Consider the following 19,165-nt stretch of genomic DNA (forward strand, 5'->3'; position numbering starts at 1 on the left):
GACGATTTTGACCAGTCAACAAGGAACTGTGAGGTTAGTTATTCCCTTTGATAGGATTGGTGGAATAAGGGGGATGGGACCGAAGCATTGCAGGCAGTCATCGAATTTGCCTTTATACATATGAACGCTCATAAACTAAGCGCCGCCCATAATACGGATAATTCGGCATATGAACCGTGATTCTAGGTCAGTATAAGGACTGTGCGGTGTATGGGCTTCTGCAGGAAGAATATCTTGTACAGAGAGAAGGGTAGCCCCCCTTACAGCTCTCCTGATATCTGACCAGAATCCCCATGAGTCCTGACGAATTCATGGAAATGGAGTATTCCACTTCCAAGCCCTTCATCCTGTTACTCTGATGGTGGAGGTGCCGGTGCAGATTGATGAAAGATGGTCCCCCTATTCCTTCAGATGTTCGATTCCTAAGAGGCTATCGAGGGGATTTTGAAAATTGCTAAAGGATGAAGGGAACTGGGAGTGTGAATTTAGATCCTGCTGGTATATTATGCTGGAGAAGAAATGGTTCTGTTTCATTGGTAAAGGGGGGATATGCCTGATAATTGGTTTGTTATTAATGGCTACTATTTTATTAATAATTGGGTTTGTGACACCCATCGCTACAGGAACGACTTTGTTGGTGTCTGCGATTCTATTTGGTGTAGCATTGATGCTCTCGCTTAAGAAGGCGAAGAAGTCATAAAATTTTGCGGTTTTCAACTATCGAGATGTTGAGAACGAGTGTTTAGATCTGAAAAAATCAATAGAATCATTGCAATCGTGATATATTGGATTATCGTAGTAAGTGGGAACCATGATTTTATTAGCATCTTCGCTATTATGGCTGTTCCTATATTTTCATATCTGGTCACGATCGTTGACTGGTCAGCGCTTATGGACAAAATGGGAGCGATGGTGTTTCCCATAGTGACGCTCTTATTAAATTCGGTTACTCTGATAGTGTATAGGCAATGGATTAATAAAGAAAGAGGTGAAAACATGACTCCAAATGAAAACATGAAGATATGTGACAAAGGGCATACATATGTGAAAAAAAGCGATTGCCCAACCTGTCCTATTTGTGAGAAGGAACGAAAACCAGATACAGGATTTCTTTCCGTACTCTCCGCTCCAGCCAGAAGAGCGTTAGAAAACAATGGATTGACGTCTCTACAGACGTTATCCACATACAGTGAGAAAGAGATTCTCGCCTTTCATGGGATGGGACCGTCTTCTATACCGAAGCTTCGGAAGGTGTTGGGGGAGAGTGGGCTGTCGTTTAGGGAATAGGGAGAATGTAAATGAAGAAATAAATAGTGGTAGAAGGTCTTGAATATGAGCCACATAAAAAAGCTAAGAGCATTAGGTCCTGCTCTTAGCTTTTTCTTTTCGAATTCTTACCACTCAACATCATCGCATTCCCTAATACTTTTTTGTTTAATAAGATCTTCGGCATGTGCAAGACATCAGCCAGTTTGTCGCTATTCAGTTCAGACACGCCATGTTGCTTCAGGGCAGATAATAGCTCTTTTGCATCCCCGAATGTGTTCTCATCCATGAACAGGTCCATGAAGACGAATTCCCCTCCAGGTTTTAATACTCTTAGTGCCTCTTTGATTACGTCCGTTTTGTTACTGGTATCTTTTACCTCATGAAAGGTAAGGCAGCTGACAACGACATCAAATTCATCGTCTTGGAAAGGGAGATTCGAGGCACTTGCTTTCAGAAAATGGATACGATCCGAGACCCCTTCGATCTCTGCATTCTGCTCGCACTGGGCTTTTGAATATTCCCAGTTTCCTCCCCAATAATCGATTCCGGTTAATCGGGATGTGGGGAAAGTCTTTGCCAATTTTATAATCAGGGAGCCACTGCCTGTTCCGATATCTAGTATGTTTTCATCTCCACGGACTCTGGACACGATCAAATCATGGATCTTCGACTGATAATTTCCACCGAACGCTGCGAATTGGTAAACAGAATTGGAGAGGATAAAGGTTATATAAAGAAAGGGCAACGCGAGCATTCCTGACAGGAGGCGCAGGTATACAGGAATGGTGAATAATGTGACCAAGAGAAGCAGAAGTGAAATACCCCCGAAAATAAGTAGTTTGTACATTCGAATCCAGGTTTGACAGTTTGCTTTTGTATTCAATTGATTCTCCATCCTTACCATCTATTCTTTGTTATTATTATAGAGGAAAAGACATTCCAGCATGTGATTATTTTAGCAGAAATAGCTATGGTTATATGGTGCCATGTTATCCAACAGAAGAAGGTGAGCAAGTGGACATCAGGCATTTGAAATATTTTATAGAAGTAACGCGATTCAAGAGTTTCACCCGTGCGGCGGATCATTTGTTTGTGACCCAGCCGACGATCAGTAAGATGATCAGAAATTTAGAGGATGAGCTTGGGGTGGAGCTATTCGATCGTTCCCGGAAGCAGCTCGTGCTGACGGATGCGGGACGGGCGATTTTGAAGCAGGCACAGACAATCGATAAGGCATTCGAGAATGTCCAGCATGAACTCGATGACCTGATCGGTCTGCAACGGGGGCATCTCCGCATCGGACTGCCGCCGATCATGGACGCGGGACTGTTCATTAAGGTGCTGGGGGAATTCCATGCCCTGTACCCTGGTATCACTTTCCAGCTGATTGAGAATGGGACAAAGCGGATTGAAGAAGATATCCTCGCAGATCAGCTCGATGTGGGGGTAGGTGTCCTGCCAGCTGCAGAGGAGGACTTTCACCATTTTTCTTTTATGAAAGAAGAACTACGGATCGTGGTGCCGAGGACACATCGATTGGCCGGCAGGAAGCAGGTTAAATTGTTAGAGCTTGAGGACGAACAGCTCATTCTCTTTAATAAGGACTTTGCGTTGAATGACCGGATCCGCGGGGCTTGCAAAGAAGCAGGTTTTCTTCCGAAAGTGGTGTCTGAAAGTTCTCAATGGGACTTCATCGGGAAGATGATCGAAGCGGAACTCGGGATTTCAATCCTGCCGAACAGCGTGTATAAGCAGCTGAAGGAAGATCTCGTCGCTATCCGCGTCGTAAAGCCCGTCATCGAATGGGACCTCGCCATTATTTGGAGAAAAAATCAATACTTATCGTATGCCACAAAAGAGTGGCTGACCTTTACCCAGGAACGATTGATGGGGAGCATTTCTGACTAAGGAATGCTCTTTTTTTGTCGCCTATTTTGGAAAAGTGGATATTGATACCATTCAGATGTAAGCCATTGCATAGACAGCATCTATGATGATGATAAGGAACATTCATTTCACTTATCCTGCTTCAGGGCTTACACTTTGGGTATCAAACGTTTGAGAAACCATTTTACAACAGAAGGGACTTGTTCTTCATGGCAAAAACGAAGCATCCGAAAGAGAGTCTGGTCGTCAGCACGGACCAGGTGATGATCAATGATTTAAACAACTACAACACCCTGTTCGGAGGCGTGTTGATGAAGAAGCTCGATAACAATGCGACATTATCCGCGAGACGTCATGCACGGGTGAAGGAATGTGTGACCGCTTCAACGGATTCCATCGACTTCCTCTATCCGATCCATCAAAGTGATTCCGTTTGCGTCGAATCCTTCGTCTCGTATGTCGGGAATAAATCCATGGAAATCTTCTGCAAAGTGATTGCCGAAGATATGATCACAGGTGAAAGACGAATGGCGGCGACAGCTTTCCTGACCTTTGTAGCACTCGATGTAAATAAAAAGCCCGTCAAAGTACCGGAAATCGTTCCGGAAACAGAAGAAGAGAAATTTTTGTTCGAATCAGGAAAAGAACGGGCAGAAAGAAGACGGGTCCGCCGAAAGCAGAGTAAAATACTGAATGACATCATTGGACTCGAAAAACCTTGGAACTTGGGAGGGGAAGCATCATGACCACAATGCTTGCTGGAATGAACGAACTGCATGAAGCGAAAAAAGATGTGGAAGCACTCAAGCAGGATTACCCTGAACTGAATGAGCAGCTCATCCACGTCGCAAGCCTGACGAGACAATTACAGTTGAAGTACGGATACATGGGGTCACTACTCCGCGACAAGGAGCTGCCGGACTACGAACCGCAGTTTGTAAGAGGCTCGATCCTGTCCCTCTATCAGGAGGAAGTGCAGAAGCTGAAAGAACACCCGAATATCGTTCAGCTGAAAGAAATCATGAAAAAGCACCGACAAATCAGTGATTCGAAATTATTTTTATTGATCCTTGGCGCGAAGCCGGAACTGCTGCAGGGGTCGACGATTATAAAATAATGGAGCGAGAAGCCGGAAGAGGGGAGTCTTCCGGTTTTTGTTTTATATCGGAGATGAAGAATGGTGGGAAATAGTGATTATTCGGTAGAGTATTCAGGTACATTTCCGGATTGCAATCCACAAAAAAGATTGAGAAAGATTCCAATATTTGAAATAATTAGGATAACCGAAGGAATGGGGGATACTGATGTTATTTCTTGTTGGAGGCATGATCGACATCCTGAGTGGAGTCGGCATCGTATTTTTAATCCTGATCTCCTTTTTGATATTTACGATTTTAAGAAAAAAATAATTGGATCGACCGAAAGCCTAATCCAGTGGTCGGTTAACTCTGTACACGTTCGAAGTGAATGAAAACGCCCAGCGATTTTATGAAAAGAATGGTTTTGTGATCATCGGACGAGGCCAGGAGATTGAAGAGAATCTGTAGGGCTTTCAGTATGAGTGGCAAGGGGGATTCAGATGAAAAAATATCTTGGTCTTGTATCGATCTTTATCCTGATTGTGACCATCTTGATTTTACAATCCCTCGTTGGGAAAGACATCGGGTATCTGTGGGTGTGGATTATCGGGATAGGATATGGCTGTGCTGCCTTAGCTTCCTGGTTTAGTACGCCGGGGTTTTGGAGGATGACTTCTGCGGCGATTTTGGTGGTAGTTCCGGTAGGGTTTATCATTTTTATTGTGTTATTTGTTATTGGGTTGATGGGGGCCGGGTTTTAATTTCGAGAAGTGAACCCTTATTTGGTGACAATGATGTTGAGAAAGTCGCTATGTAAAGGAGGAAAACATAATTCAACCTAAAAAAGAAAAGCAAAAGAAGATACAAGACCTCTACCGGAAAAAAAGGCGTGAGGTTTCTCCAAATAACATCTGGACGATAATCCTGATTTTCTGTGTAATCCCAGTGCTGATCCTTCTTGTGACGAGCGCATTATTCGATCTTGGTGTACCGTTGCCGGATTTTTTCGGAAGATAATAAAGTATTGGTGAAAAAGGGGATAGACGGATGAAAAATCGTTGGATCGCAGCTGTATTGCTTTTGGTGATCGTCGCGGTGGGAGGGACTTATTTCTGGATAAGAGGGAATCCCCCAATGGAGATTGGCACGATTGGTCAAAATGAAGATGGGACAGCTGTCTTGGTTGAAGTAACCAATCATGGTTTCCGTGAAGCGAAAGTGGTGAAGGTCACAGTCAATAATGCTGATGCTCCTGAAAAAGTAAAGATGCAGGTCAGTAATCTTCTGAAAGGATACGTCATGATCGATGATATTGGTGATCAGCTTCCAATAGAAGTGAGCTTACAAAATATTGAGGATATATTCATCAAGGCGGGTCCAACTAATTCGGAACAATTGGAGAGTTTAGATGCTGGAACTGCGACTAAAGCCGATACCATTTATGCTGTGCATGTGTTTCATGACGAAGCAGTCAGTCGGGTGATGATCGAGTATCAGTACATTGGGATGACGTTTAATGAAACGGTTGAGATCCCTTTTTAACAAAAGAGGATTTTTTTAAATGGAAAATCCTTATGTAAAGAGGAAACGACCCTCTCAATCTTGAAAGTATAGATGATATGTAATTATAGGAGGGAATAAAAATGAATGCCAAACAAGTATTACTCTTGCAACTGGATGCCTGCCACGATCAAAATACCTGGTTTGTCTCATTGATCAATTCCATCAAGGATCTCACCGAGGAACAAGCAACGTGGAAGCCTAATGAAGCCACCAATTCCATCTCTGAAATCATCCATCATCTCATCTACTATAATCAACGCCATTTATATCGATTGAAAGGGATTGAGAATGAAGAGAGTACCAATGAGAGCACTTTTAAGAATAGGGATGGCCTCAGTTGGAGGGAAACGTCCGTACGGATTGATCAGTTGATGGCTGACTGGAAGAAGGCGGTTGAAGAGGCAGATGAGGTGAATTTGAATAATTGGGCTGAAATCATTGCCCACCTCACCATCCATACCACCTACCATGCAGGGCAAATTCTTTATATTAGAAAATTACAGGGTTCTTGGGATCCGCAAGCGGGAGTGAAGGGGTAACTCCTAAGAAAGAGGACTTGGTGGCAAGTCCTCTTTTATGTTGATCGTGCTGCGTCCCTTCTCCTCAACCAAAATGAAATCCCAATCGAAATCACGGAAAGAACAGCGATCATCCACACGACACCGGGCCAGTTAAATTGGTGGTAAAAGCTTCCGCTGACGGTACCGCCGACGCTTGATCCGGCGTAATAAGCGGATAAGTAGAGGGCCGAAGCCTGTGCTTTATCATGGACGACCAATCGTCCGACCCAACTGCTAGCGATGGAGTGGCCGGCGAAGAATCCGTACGTAAAGACGGCGATCCCGATAATTTTTACCCACAGATTCGGATGCAGGGTCGTCAACACCCCGGATAACATGATGATTAGCGACAGTGGCAGGATTCTTTTTTTTCCATACTGATCGGCGAGCATCCCCATCCAGGTCGAGCTGAAGGTACCGACGATATAGACGATGAAGATGAATCCGACGACGGTCGTACTGAGTGAATACGGTGGTGCGATCAGCTCGAAACCGATGTAATTGTAGAGGGATACGAATCCTCCCATCAATAGAAATCCGATGGTGAAGAGATACGTGAGTCCCGGTACTTTGAATTGGCTGAACAGGGATCCAGCCAATGATATCAACTGGAATGCCTGCGGTTTGAAATGGGCAGACGGCGGGATAAGCACCAGGAAGATGACGGTTGAAAGCAAGCTGATGATCCCGACTCCCATCAATGCGACATGCCAGTTGAAATGGTCGGTAAGGACGCCACTGATGATCCGACCGGACATTCCCCCGATGGAATTTCCGCTGATGTATAACCCCATGGCCATCCCGAGACTCTTCGCTTCGATTTCCTCACCCAAGTATGCCATGGCGACGGCAGGAAGCCCGGCGAGCGTTATCCCCTGCAAAATCCGGCCGACAACTAGCATATGGAAGCTTGATGCAAACCCTGTGCAAACGGCAAGAATGGAAGATGCCAGTAAAGAGAAGGTCATGACGGATTTTCTTCCATAGACGTCAGATAAGGAACCTGCAATTAATAGACTGATGGCAAGGGCAATCGTGGTGGAAGACTGGCTGAGACTTGAGGCGGCCGGTGATATCGCAAACTCCTTGGCGATATCCGGGAGCAGGGGCTGTGTTCCCCACAGGATGGCGAAGGTGCTGAATCCGCCTGCAAACAGGGCCAGATTTGCATTCTTGAAGGCAGGTGTTCCCCGTTTGATGTATTCCATGTAGCAAGACTCCTTTTATACTAATCCTCTTTAAACGTTTATCCTCATCATAGACCTCTTAAGGGAGCACTTGTAATAGTAAGGATTCAAGTGACCTTGATGACCTGGTAGGGAAACCGGAAATTTTCCTTCCATCAATACGGTATAAATTAAATTACAAAAATGTTAAAAACCCCCACTATCTGTTTAGTTCTCATCTTACGAGGTATATAACCAATGTACAAACGTACAACACCCACTACACTTAAGGAGGATTTTATTTATGGCAAACAGTAACAACAATAACAACAGTAACAACAACGGCAACAAAATGAGTTACGAAGAAGCTGGTCGTAAAGGCGGCGAACAAACGGCTAAAAACCATGACAAAGAATTCTACCAAGAGATCGGGGAAAAGGGTGGAGAAGCAACTTCAGAAAATCACGACAAGAAGTTCTATCAGGAAATTGGAGCGAAAGGCGGAAGCCAGTCCAGTAATTCAGGTAACTCGAATAACTCCAACAGTTCAAGCAATTCCAACAGTAATAAATAGCCACCGGATGGTATCAAGAAACTCAAGAAGACCTGTCGATCGACGACGGGTCTTTTTAAGTTGAATCTATGATGGTTCATTCATAAGAAGCACATGTTCCAATAAGGCTAGAGCGGAGTCGATATCATGATAACTTATCTGAGAGTCATGTTGAGTGATGATGAATGAGTTTAATTCCTTGGAGTAAGAAACCAGTAATACGTCAGAATCGTGTTCAGAAAATGAATGGGTGATATCACAATCGGAAAAGGTTTGGAGCGTCTGCAAAATGGTAAGCAGCTCACGATTTCTTGACATTATCATTAACTCCTTTCTTTAAAAAAGGCACGGAATTTGTCTGATTTTGGATGATTTTAACATATTAGCAAGATGCTTGTAAGGGAGAAAAGTCGTGTTTCTTACCTGTAAGTATGTATGAATGAAGATCCTTTCGTTGGTAGAGACTATAAGTGAATAATCTTCGTAAACTTTCTTTGCCCTCTTAACTTGAAGAGGGTCTTTTTTATAAAAATTCTTCAGCATAGGAGGTCGTGTATGCTAGAGCAATATGATCAAATAAGAGAAAAAGATGTAGCCCTTAACCATGAATACATCCATTATTGGCTGGAACATTGCTTTCTATCTCCACGATGGTGGTTTATAATAGTCCTCTTTATCCTATCCTGGGTCATCTTTTTTCGTTTAACGAAAAGAGAGGAGTGGCCGAGGCTTCTTTTTCTTGGATTGATCTGGATCATGGTTTCTGCAAATCTGGACGGGATTGGATTTGACCTTGGCTTATGGGGATACCCGGGACAGCTAATCCCCATACTTCCAAAAGCATACCTCTTTGACTATGCGTTGATTCCTGTCACGTATATGCTTTTGTATAAATATTTCCCTAAAGGAAAAACGTTTCTGTATGGGAATATTGTTCTTTCTGCAGGAGCATCGTTTATCGCAGAGCCAGTCTTCCAATGGTTACATATTTATAATATCTATCATTGGAAGATTGGGTGGTCCTTTTTCATCTATATCGTTCTTTCGTACTTGATCAGATGGGTGGTGGAGTTGGTGTTTAGAGGGGAGGGATAGGAGGCGTTTGGTGTGATTTGGTGAACATGTGAGGTGCTTCGATGATTCTTGTACATTTTGAAGCGTATGAGCGGGGATAGAAATCGGATTTTTGTGTAAATATCCCAAAACTTATATTGTGAAAATAATCACCATATAAGTTTTGGGAGGGACGAGAGGATTAAAACTGGCATTGTATACGAGTTTGATTCTTTCTACTTTTTTGATGACCTTTAGCATACTGGATGGGTGTATCTTGCTCTTTCCAATTGTCTTTACATATTCCTTTGCCATTAACCTGGCGTATGCGCTCTCGTTTCCTTACTTTCGGATTGGTTATCGAGAAAGCTAGTCAAGGGAAGGTTGCTTGTTGCAGGTAGGTAAGTATTTTGATGATCAGCAGGAGCTCGAGTAAATAGGTAGAGCTTCTTTTTTATATGGGATTGAGTTCACGGTCCTTTTTTGAAATAATTGGTAGTGGCATAGTTTAGGAGGTTGCGATGAACGATAATGAGTTTAGATCATTTCTTGATGCATTTTAGTAGATTGGAAGAATTCATCTATTGAGGTCCGTCCCTGATTAGGCGATTCGCTGATATATCTAAGATTTCGCCGATAAAATGAGAATTTCGCCGTTATATTGAAAATATCGCCGATAAAATTCGTTTTTCGCCGATAAATGGATTTGGAGGCTTATGGTGCAGCGGAATGACGGGGGGATTCTTGAATATTGGTCTATCTAGGATCGATTTTTCAAGTAATCGGTAGAAAATGATAAAAATAACGTAAGCTTTACAAAAGGAGTATATAACGTGGGGACAAATCATGGTGTAGAAACAGAAAAGAAAGTTGTTTTTACTATATTAGGAATCTTTTGTTTGTGTGTCGTGGCATTCATGATATATGTTGTCTATTGGGCTTTTTATGATATGAACAGGCTGCCGAAAGGGGAGTTCCTGACAGAAGAATCGTCCCCTGACGGGAAGTATACATTACGGGCTTATGTTACAATGGGGGAGCGACGACTGCCTATACTGTCAGAGGCGAGTTAGTATATAACGAAAAAGAGGACAAGACGAGAAATATCTATTGGAACTACCGGGAAGAGACGGCAGAAATTACGTGGACGGATGAGGATACGGTGGTGATCAATGAGGTGTCATTGGATGTTCCTGATGAGGAGTTTGATTTTCGTCATCAATAGAAGCGCAGGGATTCCGGAACGGAGATACATAATGTAATAAAGGATGATTCAAATGAAGAAATTTATCTATTCCATTTCAGTATTGTTGATAGGATTGGTGTTTACTATTTTCTTAGGGGGAAGTCTTTGGAGCGGAGACGGACCCATCACGAATGGGACGTTCAATTCAGCGATGACGGCATTGATTTTTGCTATTCTCTTTCTGTGTGCCACTATTGTGTTTTCGACCTTATTGATTATAGAGGAGATAAAGAAGATAAAATTTAAGGAGAGTTCATCTAAATAAAGATGGGCTTCTTTTTTTTAAGGCACTTTAAATAAGTGAAACGTTTTGGTCCGGTCATTAGTCTAACGGATAGAAAGTGGGTGAGAACAGTTGATTGAGAAAAAGGTCAAGAAAGCGAAAAGGGGAGATGAAAAAGCTTTTCAAGAGTTGATTCATCTTGAAAAGAACAAGCTTTATCGAATGGCATACATGTATGTGAAAAATGAGAATGATGCTCTTGATATTGTGCAGGATGCTATTTATAAAGCTTTTATATCCATTAAAAGCCTGAAAAATCCTCGGTATTTCTCAACTTGGTTATCAAGGATATTAATCAATTCAGCATTGGATTTTATTAAAAAGAATGAACGTATCATCCTGACGAATGAAGTGGATGTACTTCCTAAAGAGCAGAATCTTAGAATCGAAGAAAAAATGGATTTAGCAGTGGCGATGGAACGGCTGGATATTCAATATAAAACTGTCATTATTTTAAGATATTATCAAGACCTTACCATAAAGCAAATTGCCGAAATGTTACATTGCCCTGAAGGAACAATTAAGACACGATTGCATAGAGCCATTAATCTCTTGAAATCGGATTTAAGGGAGGGGTGTATCTGATGAAGGATCATTTAGGCGACAACGTAAAAGAAGAAATGGATAACATTCGAGTTCCTGAAGACAAATTGAATCATACAATCCAAGTGGCCATAGGGAGAGGGATGAAGGATCGAGGAGCCCTTAGAAAGAAGTGGATCTATTATAGCAGTGTCGCCGTCCTATTATTTGGGTTATTGATTGGTTCGGCTTTGGTATCGCCCGCCATGGCCAATGTCGTATCAAAGATTCCGTATCTTGGCAGCATTTTTGAATCCAAGGAAGATGTAGTGATGGGAATTTCAGAAGAACTAAGAGAAAAAGGATATCCTGTTAATGGTCTCGGTGTATCTTTTCCGGAGAAAGTGATTCGAATAGGAATTGCAGGCGATAAAGACTATTTTAATCGTGTAAAAACAGAGGTTGAAGAAGTGGCAATGGATTTTCTGCAATCGAGAAACTATGATGCTTATACAGTCAAAGTGAGTAGATATGAAGAGCCTGAGGTCCCACAAAAAGATAAAGAAACACAACAGATAAGTGAAGACTTCCAATTGATTGACAGTCGTGTCAGGGAAGAGCTTGGGAAACGAAACATAGAAGTATTGCAATTGGGACACTTGGCGAGACCTGAGAGCATTCAGATAGAGATCCCGAATAATACCGAAGCCACGAGCGATGAAATCAAAGAATTAGTGAGAGAGATATTGAGTGAAAATAATTTTCGTTCTATTCCAGTTGAGATAAAAAAGGTTAATATGAAGAAGAGAGAGCAGGAGAGTAGGTGGATGGAAATCCTGCAAACCGTCAGTGATGATCTATTAGGGAAGAAAGATTACAAAGTGAGGATGGTCGGATATTCCGTGTATCCGGAACCGGAGATTCAAGCGCATATCACTCTATCAAGTAAGGACGAAAATGCAAAGGATTTTGCCAAGCAGCTAGAAGACGTCATTGATGAATTTCTGAAATCCGATCAAATGAAATTGAGGATCAAGGGTGATCCCTATCATATCACGATCTACAGTAAGGACGATAAGGTTATCAACTGAAGCTCTTTGAAGGGGCTAAACTAATCCTCCTCTTTCTTGTAAGAAGGTGTTAAGTTCCTTGTTCAGGTTAGGAATAATGAAAATTGAGAATACTCATTGAAAGTGGGAAGGATACTTTTAAAAAATACCAGGAAAACATGAAGGTAGAGGGACGGACCTCAAAACCGACCTCTAAGAGTTAGTTTTCTTGGAAAATTGAGGTCCGTCCCTGATTGGGACTTCCCTTAGACTGAAATGAACGATACTCTGCACAGGGGCGGGAAATCGGGAAGTATTATGATGATCGGCAGGGGCTCAACTAAATAGGTAGAGCTTCTTTTTTATATGGGATTGAGTTCACGGTCCTTTTTTGAAATAATTGGTAGTGGTATAGTTTTAGAGGTTGCGATAACGATAATGAGGTTAGATCATTTCTTGATGCATTTTAGTAGATTGGAAGAATTCATCTATTGAGGTCCGTCCCTGATTTGGCGATTCGCTGATATATTTAAGATTTCGCCGATAAAATGTGAATTTCGCCGTTATATTGAAAATATCGCTGATAAAATTCGTTTTTCGCCGATAAATGGATTTGGAGGCTTATGATGCAGCGGGATAACGGGGTGTTTCCCGTATAATGGCCTATCTAGGATCGGTTTTTTCAAGTAAGCGGCCATTTTCACTGAGAAATCGATAGAAAATGATCAAAATCACGCAAGCTTTTCAAAAGGAGTACAAAACGTGGAGGCAAATACCGAATCAGTAGAAGCGTAGGGATCACTGGAACGGAGATACATAATGTTATAAAGCATGACGAAAATTTTTCAGACGAACTTTATATTGTGAATGAAGGAGAGAGCTCATGAAATTTGTTCTTGTATTTGGACCTCAAGCGGTTGGTAAAATGACAGTTGGACAAGAATTAGCTAAAATAACGGATTTGAAACTATTTCATAATCATATGACGATTGACTTGGTCAGTCATTTCTTTGACTACGGCACGAAAGAAGGAAAGAGATTAGTCAGTCTGTTTCGTCGTGAGATATTTGAAGAAGTATCAAAGAGTGATTTGTATGGAATGATTTTCACTTATGTCTGGGCATTTGATATGCAAGAGGACTGGGATTATGTTAATCAAGTTTCTCAGTTGTTCGAGTCCAGGGGAGGCACTGTTTACTTTGTCGAGCTTGAGGCAGATTTAGAAGAAAGACTTGAGCGAAATAAAAGTTCAAATAGACTTGAACATAAGCCATCAAAAAGGGATATCGAATGGTCTGAAGGTGATTTGAAGAAGTCGATGGAGGACTACAGATTGAATTCTTTAGAAGGTGAAATGAAATATTCAAACTATATAAAGATAAACAATACAAACTTGAGTGCGGAAGAAGTGGCAAAGATAATCAAGGAGAAATTTCACTTATAATATAGAAAAAACGCTTGGATGCCCAAACGTTTTTTTGATGTTAAATTCACTGCTAATATACTCCTACCAGTGAAGTTATGATTGAGTTCATTCCTTAGGTTTGAAATAATTAATTTTAAGTAAGTGGCCAGGATGAAAGCTGGTTGATAGAATAAACAAAATCGTAAGCATGGAGGCCAAAATGAAAACAGTCATAGCATTCAGCGGTGGAAAGGATTCCACCCTGGCATTATATGAAATTCAACAAAATCAGGAATACGAGATCGATTCATTGCTCGTGACGCTGACAGAAGGGTTCGAGCGGGTTTCGATTCATGGCGTCCGGTATGAGCTGTTGATGAGGCAGGCGGAGTCGCTCGGGATTCCGCTTCGTGAGGTCTGGATCCCTGAGGAGTGTTCGAATGAGTTGTATCAGGAGCGAATGGAGAGAGCAGTCTCAGATATGCTGGAGGACGGGATCACCCACATGGTCTTCGGGGATATTCATCTAAAGGATGTTCGAGAGTATCGAGAGAAGATGCTTTCGGGAACAGGGATCACTCCCGTTTTTCCTCTTTGGGATCGGTCTGTCGGGGAATTGAGCCGTGAATTTATTGACCTCGGGTTTCAAACCGTACTCACTTGTGTGGATATGGATCAATTGGATCGGTCCTTTGCAGGCAGGGTATATGATGAAGAATTTATACGGGATTATCCCGAAGAGACTCGTGATATTTGTGGTGAGAATGGGGAGTTTCATTCGTTTGTGTTTGATGGGCCAAATTTTGGGTTCTCGCTTGAGTATGTATTAGGGGAAGAGCGGATGGTACCTGATTATCTCACTAAAAAGGATCGGTTCTTATTCATAGATTTACTACCAGTTAAACCAATATAACTTTCTAGATCAATACGAATGATCAGGCTGTTTTTCAAACTGATTCAACGGTACAATGCGCATGGCGTGAGTAATTGAAATATCATCAAGTGCAGAATTCTTTATTTGGAAACCCGGCCAATGTGGATTTGGCCGGTTTTTTTAAAAAAGTGAGCAATCCTGTTTGTTGTAATAAAGACACTAAGTTATAGTGCTTTAAACTTAATCAATGAATGCAAAGGTTTACTTAAGATTATTAGTCCCAATGATCTCTACGTTAACCTTTGGTTTTATCGTCACTTGTTGATAGTCCTGTTTCCACGCTCCGGCATTCCAGGATTCAGGATGTTTCGTGGAGAGTTCTTTGGCGATTCCTAAAGCGTCACTATTGGCTTTGATTAAAAGATCGGTAAGTTCCTTTGCTTTTTTCGTGAGCTCCTTTGAAGCTATTGTATTTAAATTCTTGAGATCCTGAGAAGGTTTTTCTTCATAAAAGCTTTGTATCATTGCGTGTAGATTAGTGGTAATCGTGCATGTCACTTTTCCGTTTTCTTTCTTGACATCCATTTTTGTCTTGGCATTATTAATGGCAATGGTAAAAGGCTGACTTAATTCTTCTGATTTTATACTAAATATCGCTCTATTTTCCAATTCATTCCTTAATATGAGCAGCAGTGAAGTTTGGTTTGTTGTGAGTGTGTCACCAGTGAATTTATCACCGTTAAATAAAGCTGACCCTGCCAGCATCACCTTGTCCTGTTTATCTTTTTTAATATAGGGAAGAAAGACATCATTTGTCTTGTCTGCTATATCATTCCAAACGGTAAACGTTGTTTCTTTAGGAATAGATGTTCCTTTTGTCCCACCGGTAAGCAGATCATCCACCTCGAAAACAATGGGACTAGCTTCATGTTTCAAAGACAAGATTTCACTGCCCTTTCCTTCACTTATAACAATTCGCGAGGAGATATATCCCCTAGTGGATCGAAGAATAGGCTCTACTAATGAAGTGATGCCCTTGGTTTGGGCCAATTCTTCCCCGACAATAATGACAAATGCTTTTCCAACATCCATATTCCCGGATACTTTATTTTGAAGATCCACCGCAAGCTGGGTAACCGTTTCGTTCTCAGTTTCATAAAATTCATCCGTAACTTCAAACTTACCTCCACCGGCGCTGCGAATATTAATCGCCCTGACTGTCCCCAGAATATGATCGGACTCTTCAGCCTTGTCAAAACTGATCCCGTTCACTAGTCGGTTGTCGTTTAGCTGGTTTTGGTCCCAGCACCCTGCCAGAAGGAAGATAGCAATGAAAATGACCGGAATCTTTCTCAATAGGAAACCTCCTTTTCCCGTTTCTTTACTAGGTAAGAAAACAATAGCAACATGAATGGAATGGCGAATACGACTGCATAGCTCAAATATTCAACATATTTGGAATAGAGTTCTTGGGAGTCGGGGTTTTTCTTTGCGATCGTAAATAGGACAAAAATCAATGTGCTATTCATCAAAACCAGTTTATAAGGTTTGCCCTTAAAAAAAGGAAGACTTTTACTGCCCAGGTATATATATACGACAATCGATGCTGCCAGCGGAACAATCCATATCGATATAAAAAGTAAATCGACACGGTCTACCATTTGAAAATGAAGGGGCCGCAAAAAGTAGATAACGGGATATTTAATTTGTTTCAGGACTGATTCACTGAAAATCATGATGCATAGAATAACAAAATAAGAAGACAAACCTGTTACAAAGATATTGGCCCATGTGATTACTTTTAGGAATGAGGTTCCCTTCTTGGAGGCGAGGGGATATAAAAACAGGATCACCTCAAATCCTAAAATGGCTAACAGACAATCTTTGCTGCCGATGACAATTTCCTTTATGCCGGTGTTTCCTAAAGGGAGAATATGATGTAAGTCCACAGGCAAAAGAAAGGAAAAAAAAGAGATTCCAAATAAGAAAAGAAAAAGAATGGATATGAGCCCAAAGAATCTTGCGATAATTCGAATGTCACTTATGGCTAAGTACGTACAGGTAAGCATCATCAGCAATCCGATTACCCAATAGGGAGTGGCCGACAACAGATGTTCTTTTATGATGGACGTAAACCGAAGCAATACAAACGATGCAGTTACGATAAAGTAAAGATACGTGATCATATTTACAAAGTTTCCTACATATTTCCCCAGTAAAAATATTGTGATTTCGGCATAGTTTAAGCTCGGGAAACGCATCAATAACAGCCAAATAATAACTAGAAACAGTTGGAGAAACACTCCTGCCAAAAGTACCGACATCCAGCCGTCTCCTTTACTTGTACTTTGCAAGGTATTTGGCAGTGTAAGAATGGCGAATCCGACTTGAGTTTGGATCATAAGAAAAAATATCTGCAAGTTCGTTAGGGATCCTGTCTGTGACATTGACGATTCCACACTTTCGTTTCTGAATTACCTACGTTTGTTTTAAAGTGTTATTCCTCTTTTTGGTTTTGATAAATGAATCTTTAATTCCCTTGAAGTGTAAGGGGGCTAAGGGTTCCAAGTAAGGTTTTCCGAAAGACTCCAACCTGCATAGGTGTATCAGTAATACTGAAAGAGCAAGGACAATGCCTAAAAAGCCAAAAAAAGTGGCAGCGACCATTACGGGAAAAGCCATGATTCTGGCACCCGTCCCCATTTGGTTGACAGGTGCTACGAATGAGGCAATGGCAGTAAGTGCAATGACGACGATCATTGTGTTGGAAACAAAACCTGCTTCTACTATTGCGGTCCCGATGACCAAACCGCCGACAATCCCGATTGTTTGTGCGATTGGTGATGGGAGACGGATCGCCGCCTCCTTTAACAGTTCCAGCACAAGCTGCATAGCAATGGCTTCAAAGAATGGTGGCAGCGGGACGTATTCAATTTGAACTCTGATCGCATATTGAATCCCGATAGGCAGAACTTCTGAATGAAAGGAAACGACTGCAATATAAATGGCGGGTAAGCAGATGGCCACCAAAAAGCTGAATATACGTATGAGCCGGAAAAATGACCCGATGATCCATCTACTATTATAGTCATCAGGTGACTGATAAAAGCTGAAAAAGGTAATAGGAGAAACCAGTACATGTGGGGTTCCATCCACGATGACAAGTGATTTCCCTTCTAATAAATAGGATGCTGCCCGGTCGGGTCTTTCAGTTGATAATATTTGTGGGAATACAGAATAGCTGTTGTCTTCAATTAATTCTTCCAGTTCCCCCGCAGATTGAAGCTCCTTAACATCCACCGCTTCTATCCTTTTTATTAATACGTCTAATGGACCATGATCCACCAGATCCTCAATGTATACAATCGATGCTTTTGTATTTGTTTTAGTGCCCAACGTATAATTTTTAATTCGTATTGAAGGGTTTTTCACTCTTCGTCTGATTAAGAAGATGTTTTTATTGATATTCTCCGTAAAGCCATCATGGGATCCTTTAATGATGTGTTCATTTTCCGGTTCTTGAATGGCCCTATCATCACCGGCGGCAACGGGCATCAGAAGGGCGGAATTTACACCTTCTGATAACAGGGCACAGCTTCCCTCGAGGAGACCACTCACGGTCACTTCTAAATCGGTCGTTCTACTATACTCCGCATTTTTTATCACGGATTCCGGGCCAGTCTCCTCTTTGCATTCAAGAAGCGGCTCAATAATATTTCTTTCTATCAACTTTTTATCCACTAGGGAGTCTATAAAGACGAGTTTGCAAGGCTTATTTAAGAAAATGAGATCTCTCGTCTTCAAATCTTCTGCTTCATAGACGGCAGATCGAATGACCTCTACATTCTCTTCAATTTTTTTTGACAGCTTTTTAGAAGGACTCATATATTGTTCACCTGCCGCTCTGTTATGGTTTCTATTATTCTTGCCCCAAATGGTGTATTTTATGTTCGATAAAGAAGGGAGCAATTGGACAGACAATACCGTGCCAGGGGAATTCTCCCCTTGATCATTGCAAAGGGGAGAATGGAAAAGAATTTTCTGAACCTCTTTTTTTCTGTAGGAAGAGGTTTGATTCTAAGCATCAATTGTCCTTTTTCGTTGGTATCCTACTAAAGTGATTTCGCGTGCTTAAATAATTAGAAATGAAATAAATTCCTGTATAAATAGGAAATGAATAAATGTATTTCCATCCTGTATAAACGACAAAATCACTCCACACAAATACCGGCTCTGCTATAAATGAAACCAAAAAACCATACAGTATCCCTTTTTTAAGGAAACTTACGTTTGGTTTGATTTGAATGAAAACAATTGTTAATACAGGAATTAGTGTAATATCCCATGGTTTATAAGAAGGGGAGAAGGGAAGAACCTCATAATTGTAATGCCATAATCCTAATTGGACCCCGATGCTATCCAGCCAAATCGCGATAACCATGACAAAAAAGGCGATATATAATAATCTGTGGGTGCTCTCTTTTGGGCGGTATTTGGCCCATAAGATCCAAGGGATGATTGTCAGAAAAACTCCTATCCACCACTGCCACCCGAACACAATTTCTTCTCGCCATAATTCGAATTTTTCTATGTAAGTTTGATGCATGGTTTCATATATTTTATGGATTTTTTGTTCGGTGCTCATTTTTCCCTCCA

General features: G+C 41.5%; 22 protein-coding genes and 3 pseudogenes. 18 read left to right on the plus strand and 7 right to left on the minus strand.

Going from position 1 to position 19,165, the window contains the following annotated elements:
- Positions 1 to 87: 87 nt before the first annotated feature.
- The 3 genes from ACYH0O_RS03470 to ACYH0O_RS03480 all read left to right on the plus strand — a co-directional run bounded on the left by ACYH0O_RS03470 (position 88) and on the right by ACYH0O_RS03480 (position 1,287).
- Positions 88 to 180 (plus strand): hypothetical protein, encoded by a 93-nt coding sequence (locus ACYH0O_RS03470; protein ID WP_482631154.1) that lies wholly within the window; start codon positions 88 to 90, stop codon positions 178 to 180.
- 271 nt (positions 181 to 451) lie between these two features.
- Entirely contained in the window at positions 452 to 700 is a 249-nt protein-coding gene (locus ACYH0O_RS03475) for a hypothetical protein (RefSeq protein ID WP_482631155.1), read from the plus strand.
- A 296-nt stretch (positions 701 to 996) separates the two neighbouring features.
- Complete coding sequence (locus tag ACYH0O_RS03480) at positions 997 to 1,287, plus strand: RNA polymerase alpha subunit C-terminal domain-containing protein (RefSeq protein ID WP_482632488.1); 291 nt, start codon at positions 997 to 999, stop codon at positions 1,285 to 1,287.
- Positions 1,288 to 1,372: 85 nt separating this feature from the next.
- On the opposite strand, the gene ACYH0O_RS03485 is transcribed toward ACYH0O_RS03480, so the two are convergent.
- Positions 1,373 to 2,164, minus strand: a complete 792-nt coding sequence (locus ACYH0O_RS03485) for a class I SAM-dependent methyltransferase (protein ID WP_482631156.1) — start codon at positions 2,162 to 2,164, stop codon at positions 1,373 to 1,375.
- Positions 2,165 to 2,283: 119 nt separating this feature from the next.
- Here ACYH0O_RS03485 and cidR point away from each other — a divergent pair, with 119 nt between their 5' ends.
- The 7 genes and pseudogenes from cidR (at position 2,284) to ACYH0O_RS03520 (ending at position 6,337) form a co-directional block, all read left to right on the plus strand.
- Complete coding sequence (cidR, locus tag ACYH0O_RS03490) at positions 2,284 to 3,177, plus strand: cidABC operon transcriptional activator CidR (RefSeq protein WP_482631157.1); 894 nt, start codon at positions 2,284 to 2,286, stop codon at positions 3,175 to 3,177.
- A 188-nt stretch (positions 3,178 to 3,365) separates the two neighbouring features.
- Positions 3,366 to 3,902, plus strand: a complete 537-nt coding sequence (locus ACYH0O_RS03495) for an acyl-CoA thioesterase (RefSeq protein ID WP_482631158.1) — start codon at positions 3,366 to 3,368, stop codon at positions 3,900 to 3,902.
- On the plus strand, positions 3,899 to 4,273 hold the full coding sequence (locus ACYH0O_RS03500; protein WP_149154264.1) for a hypothetical protein: 375 nt from the start codon (positions 3,899 to 3,901) through the stop codon (positions 4,271 to 4,273). Before ACYH0O_RS03495 ends, ACYH0O_RS03500 begins: the two co-directional genes overlap by 4 nt.
- Before the next feature lie 313 nt (positions 4,274 to 4,586).
- Positions 4,587 to 4,703, plus strand: a pseudogene (locus tag ACYH0O_RS03505) (GNAT family N-acetyltransferase); the annotation flags it as partial.
- Between the two features lie 32 nt (positions 4,704 to 4,735).
- Positions 4,736 to 4,996, plus strand: a complete 261-nt coding sequence (locus ACYH0O_RS03510) for a hypothetical protein (protein WP_482631159.1) — start codon at positions 4,736 to 4,738, stop codon at positions 4,994 to 4,996.
- Between the two features lie 286 nt (positions 4,997 to 5,282).
- On the plus strand, positions 5,283 to 5,777 hold the full coding sequence (locus ACYH0O_RS03515) for a hypothetical protein (protein ID WP_482631160.1): 495 nt from the start codon (positions 5,283 to 5,285) through the stop codon (positions 5,775 to 5,777).
- A gap of 101 nt (positions 5,778 to 5,878) precedes the next feature.
- Positions 5,879 to 6,337 carry a DinB family protein gene (locus tag ACYH0O_RS03520; RefSeq protein WP_482631161.1) on the plus strand — a complete coding sequence of 153 codons (459 nt, stop codon included), beginning with the start codon at positions 5,879 to 5,881 and terminating at the stop codon, positions 6,335 to 6,337.
- A 35-nt stretch (positions 6,338 to 6,372) separates the two neighbouring features.
- On the opposite strand, the gene ACYH0O_RS03525 is transcribed toward ACYH0O_RS03520, so the two are convergent.
- The gene (locus tag ACYH0O_RS03525; RefSeq protein WP_482631162.1) at positions 6,373 to 7,566 is read right to left on the minus strand and encodes an MFS transporter; all 1,194 of its coding nucleotides are present in this window, start codon (positions 7,564 to 7,566) and stop codon (positions 6,373 to 6,375) included.
- 262 nt (positions 7,567 to 7,828) lie between these two features.
- Here ACYH0O_RS03525 and ACYH0O_RS03530 point away from each other — a divergent pair.
- Positions 7,829 to 8,047: pseudogene (locus tag ACYH0O_RS03530) on the plus strand (KGG domain-containing protein); the annotation flags it as partial.
- A 117-nt stretch (positions 8,048 to 8,164) separates the two neighbouring features.
- Here the strand turns inward: ACYH0O_RS03530 and ACYH0O_RS03535 are convergent.
- The gene (locus ACYH0O_RS03535) at positions 8,165 to 8,395 is read right to left on the minus strand and encodes a hypothetical protein (RefSeq protein ID WP_482631163.1); all 231 of its coding nucleotides are present in this window, start codon (positions 8,393 to 8,395) and stop codon (positions 8,165 to 8,167) included.
- Between the two features lie 237 nt (positions 8,396 to 8,632).
- On the opposite strand from ACYH0O_RS03535, the gene ACYH0O_RS03540 reads away from it, so the two are divergent.
- From ACYH0O_RS03540 to ACYH0O_RS03570, 7 genes and pseudogenes are all read left to right on the plus strand, one after another.
- A complete protein-coding gene (locus ACYH0O_RS03540) occupies positions 8,633 to 9,172 on the plus strand; it encodes a CBO0543 family protein (protein ID WP_482631164.1) in 540 nt (179 codons plus the stop codon).
- Positions 9,173 to 10,047: 875 nt separating this feature from the next.
- Positions 10,048 to 10,355, plus strand: a pseudogene (locus ACYH0O_RS03545) (DUF5412 domain-containing protein).
- Between the two features lie 52 nt (positions 10,356 to 10,407).
- On the plus strand, positions 10,408 to 10,641 hold the full coding sequence (locus tag ACYH0O_RS03550) for a hypothetical protein (RefSeq protein ID WP_482631165.1): 234 nt from the start codon (positions 10,408 to 10,410) through the stop codon (positions 10,639 to 10,641).
- A 90-nt stretch (positions 10,642 to 10,731) separates the two neighbouring features.
- A complete protein-coding gene (locus tag ACYH0O_RS03555; RefSeq protein WP_482631166.1) occupies positions 10,732 to 11,244 on the plus strand; it encodes a sigma-70 family RNA polymerase sigma factor in 513 nt (170 codons plus the stop codon).
- Entirely contained in the window at positions 11,244 to 12,272 is a 1,029-nt protein-coding gene (locus ACYH0O_RS03560) for a DUF4179 domain-containing protein (protein ID WP_482631167.1), read from the plus strand. The genes ACYH0O_RS03555 and ACYH0O_RS03560 overlap by 1 nt, the downstream gene beginning before the upstream one ends.
- Before the next feature lie 841 nt (positions 12,273 to 13,113).
- Complete coding sequence (locus tag ACYH0O_RS03565) at positions 13,114 to 13,674, plus strand: AAA family ATPase (protein WP_482631168.1); 561 nt, start codon at positions 13,114 to 13,116, stop codon at positions 13,672 to 13,674.
- Between the two features lie 181 nt (positions 13,675 to 13,855).
- On the plus strand, positions 13,856 to 14,548 hold the full coding sequence (locus ACYH0O_RS03570; protein WP_482631169.1) for a Dph6-related ATP pyrophosphatase: 693 nt from the start codon (positions 13,856 to 13,858) through the stop codon (positions 14,546 to 14,548).
- A 222-nt stretch (positions 14,549 to 14,770) separates the two neighbouring features.
- Here ACYH0O_RS03570 and ACYH0O_RS03575 read toward each other — a convergent pair whose 3' ends face one another.
- The 4 genes from ACYH0O_RS03575 to ACYH0O_RS03590 form a co-directional block, all read right to left on the minus strand.
- Positions 14,771 to 15,865 carry a Ger(x)C family spore germination protein gene (locus ACYH0O_RS03575; RefSeq protein WP_482631170.1) on the minus strand — a complete coding sequence of 365 codons (1,095 nt, stop codon included), beginning with the start codon at positions 15,863 to 15,865 and terminating at the stop codon, positions 14,771 to 14,773.
- Positions 15,862 to 16,956 carry a GerAB/ArcD/ProY family transporter gene (locus ACYH0O_RS03580; RefSeq protein WP_482631171.1) on the minus strand — a complete coding sequence of 365 codons (1,095 nt, stop codon included), beginning with the start codon at positions 16,954 to 16,956 and terminating at the stop codon, positions 15,862 to 15,864. Before ACYH0O_RS03580 ends, ACYH0O_RS03575 begins: the two co-directional genes overlap by 4 nt.
- Positions 16,957 to 16,987: 31 nt before the next feature.
- Positions 16,988 to 18,394 carry a spore germination protein gene (locus tag ACYH0O_RS03585; protein WP_482631172.1) on the minus strand — a complete coding sequence of 469 codons (1,407 nt, stop codon included), beginning with the start codon at positions 18,392 to 18,394 and terminating at the stop codon, positions 16,988 to 16,990.
- A 199-nt stretch (positions 18,395 to 18,593) separates the two neighbouring features.
- Positions 18,594 to 19,154, minus strand: a complete 561-nt coding sequence (locus ACYH0O_RS03590) for a CBO0543 family protein (RefSeq protein WP_482631173.1) — start codon at positions 19,152 to 19,154, stop codon at positions 18,594 to 18,596.
- Positions 19,155 to 19,165: the final 11 nt, after the last annotated feature.

The sequence above is a fragment of the Rossellomorea sp. H136 genome, from assembly GCF_056838065.1.

Excerpts from the sequence above, each read along its gene's own strand:
- ACYH0O_RS03500 (WP_149154264.1), top strand. The coding sequence starts at position 3,899 with ATGACCACAATGCTTGCTGGAATGAACGAACTGCATGAAGCGAAAAAA.
- ACYH0O_RS03485 (WP_482631156.1), bottom strand. The coding sequence starts at position 2,164 with ATGGAGAATCAATTGAATACAAAAGCAAACTGTCAAACCTGGATTCGA.
- ACYH0O_RS03550 (WP_482631165.1), top strand. The coding sequence starts at position 10,408 with ATGAAGAAATTTATCTATTCCATTTCAGTATTGTTGATAGGATTGGTG.
- ACYH0O_RS03480 (WP_482632488.1), top strand. The coding sequence starts at position 997 with ATGACTCCAAATGAAAACATGAAGATATGTGACAAAGGGCATACATAT.
- ACYH0O_RS03535 (WP_482631163.1), bottom strand. The coding sequence starts at position 8,395 with ATGTCAAGAAATCGTGAGCTGCTTACCATTTTGCAGACGCTCCAAACC.
- ACYH0O_RS03540 (WP_482631164.1), top strand. The coding sequence starts at position 8,633 with ATGCTAGAGCAATATGATCAAATAAGAGAAAAAGATGTAGCCCTTAAC.
- ACYH0O_RS03585 (WP_482631172.1), bottom strand. The coding sequence starts at position 18,394 with ATGAGTCCTTCTAAAAAGCTGTCAAAAAAAATTGAAGAGAATGTAGAG.
- ACYH0O_RS03525 (WP_482631162.1), bottom strand. The coding sequence starts at position 7,566 with ATGGAATACATCAAACGGGGAACACCTGCCTTCAAGAATGCAAATCTG.
- ACYH0O_RS03515 (WP_482631160.1), top strand. The coding sequence starts at position 5,283 with ATGAAAAATCGTTGGATCGCAGCTGTATTGCTTTTGGTGATCGTCGCG.
- ACYH0O_RS03580 (WP_482631171.1), bottom strand. The coding sequence starts at position 16,956 with ATGTCACAGACAGGATCCCTAACGAACTTGCAGATATTTTTTCTTATG.
- ACYH0O_RS03570 (WP_482631169.1), top strand. The coding sequence starts at position 13,856 with ATGAAAACAGTCATAGCATTCAGCGGTGGAAAGGATTCCACCCTGGCA.
- ACYH0O_RS03520 (WP_482631161.1), top strand. The coding sequence starts at position 5,879 with ATGAATGCCAAACAAGTATTACTCTTGCAACTGGATGCCTGCCACGAT.
- ACYH0O_RS03510 (WP_482631159.1), top strand. The coding sequence starts at position 4,736 with ATGAAAAAATATCTTGGTCTTGTATCGATCTTTATCCTGATTGTGACC.
- ACYH0O_RS03495 (WP_482631158.1), top strand. The coding sequence starts at position 3,366 with ATGGCAAAAACGAAGCATCCGAAAGAGAGTCTGGTCGTCAGCACGGAC.
- ACYH0O_RS03565 (WP_482631168.1), top strand. The coding sequence starts at position 13,114 with ATGAAATTTGTTCTTGTATTTGGACCTCAAGCGGTTGGTAAAATGACA.
- ACYH0O_RS03590 (WP_482631173.1), bottom strand. The coding sequence starts at position 19,154 with ATGAGCACCGAACAAAAAATCCATAAAATATATGAAACCATGCATCAA.
- ACYH0O_RS03560 (WP_482631167.1), top strand. The coding sequence starts at position 11,244 with ATGAAGGATCATTTAGGCGACAACGTAAAAGAAGAAATGGATAACATT.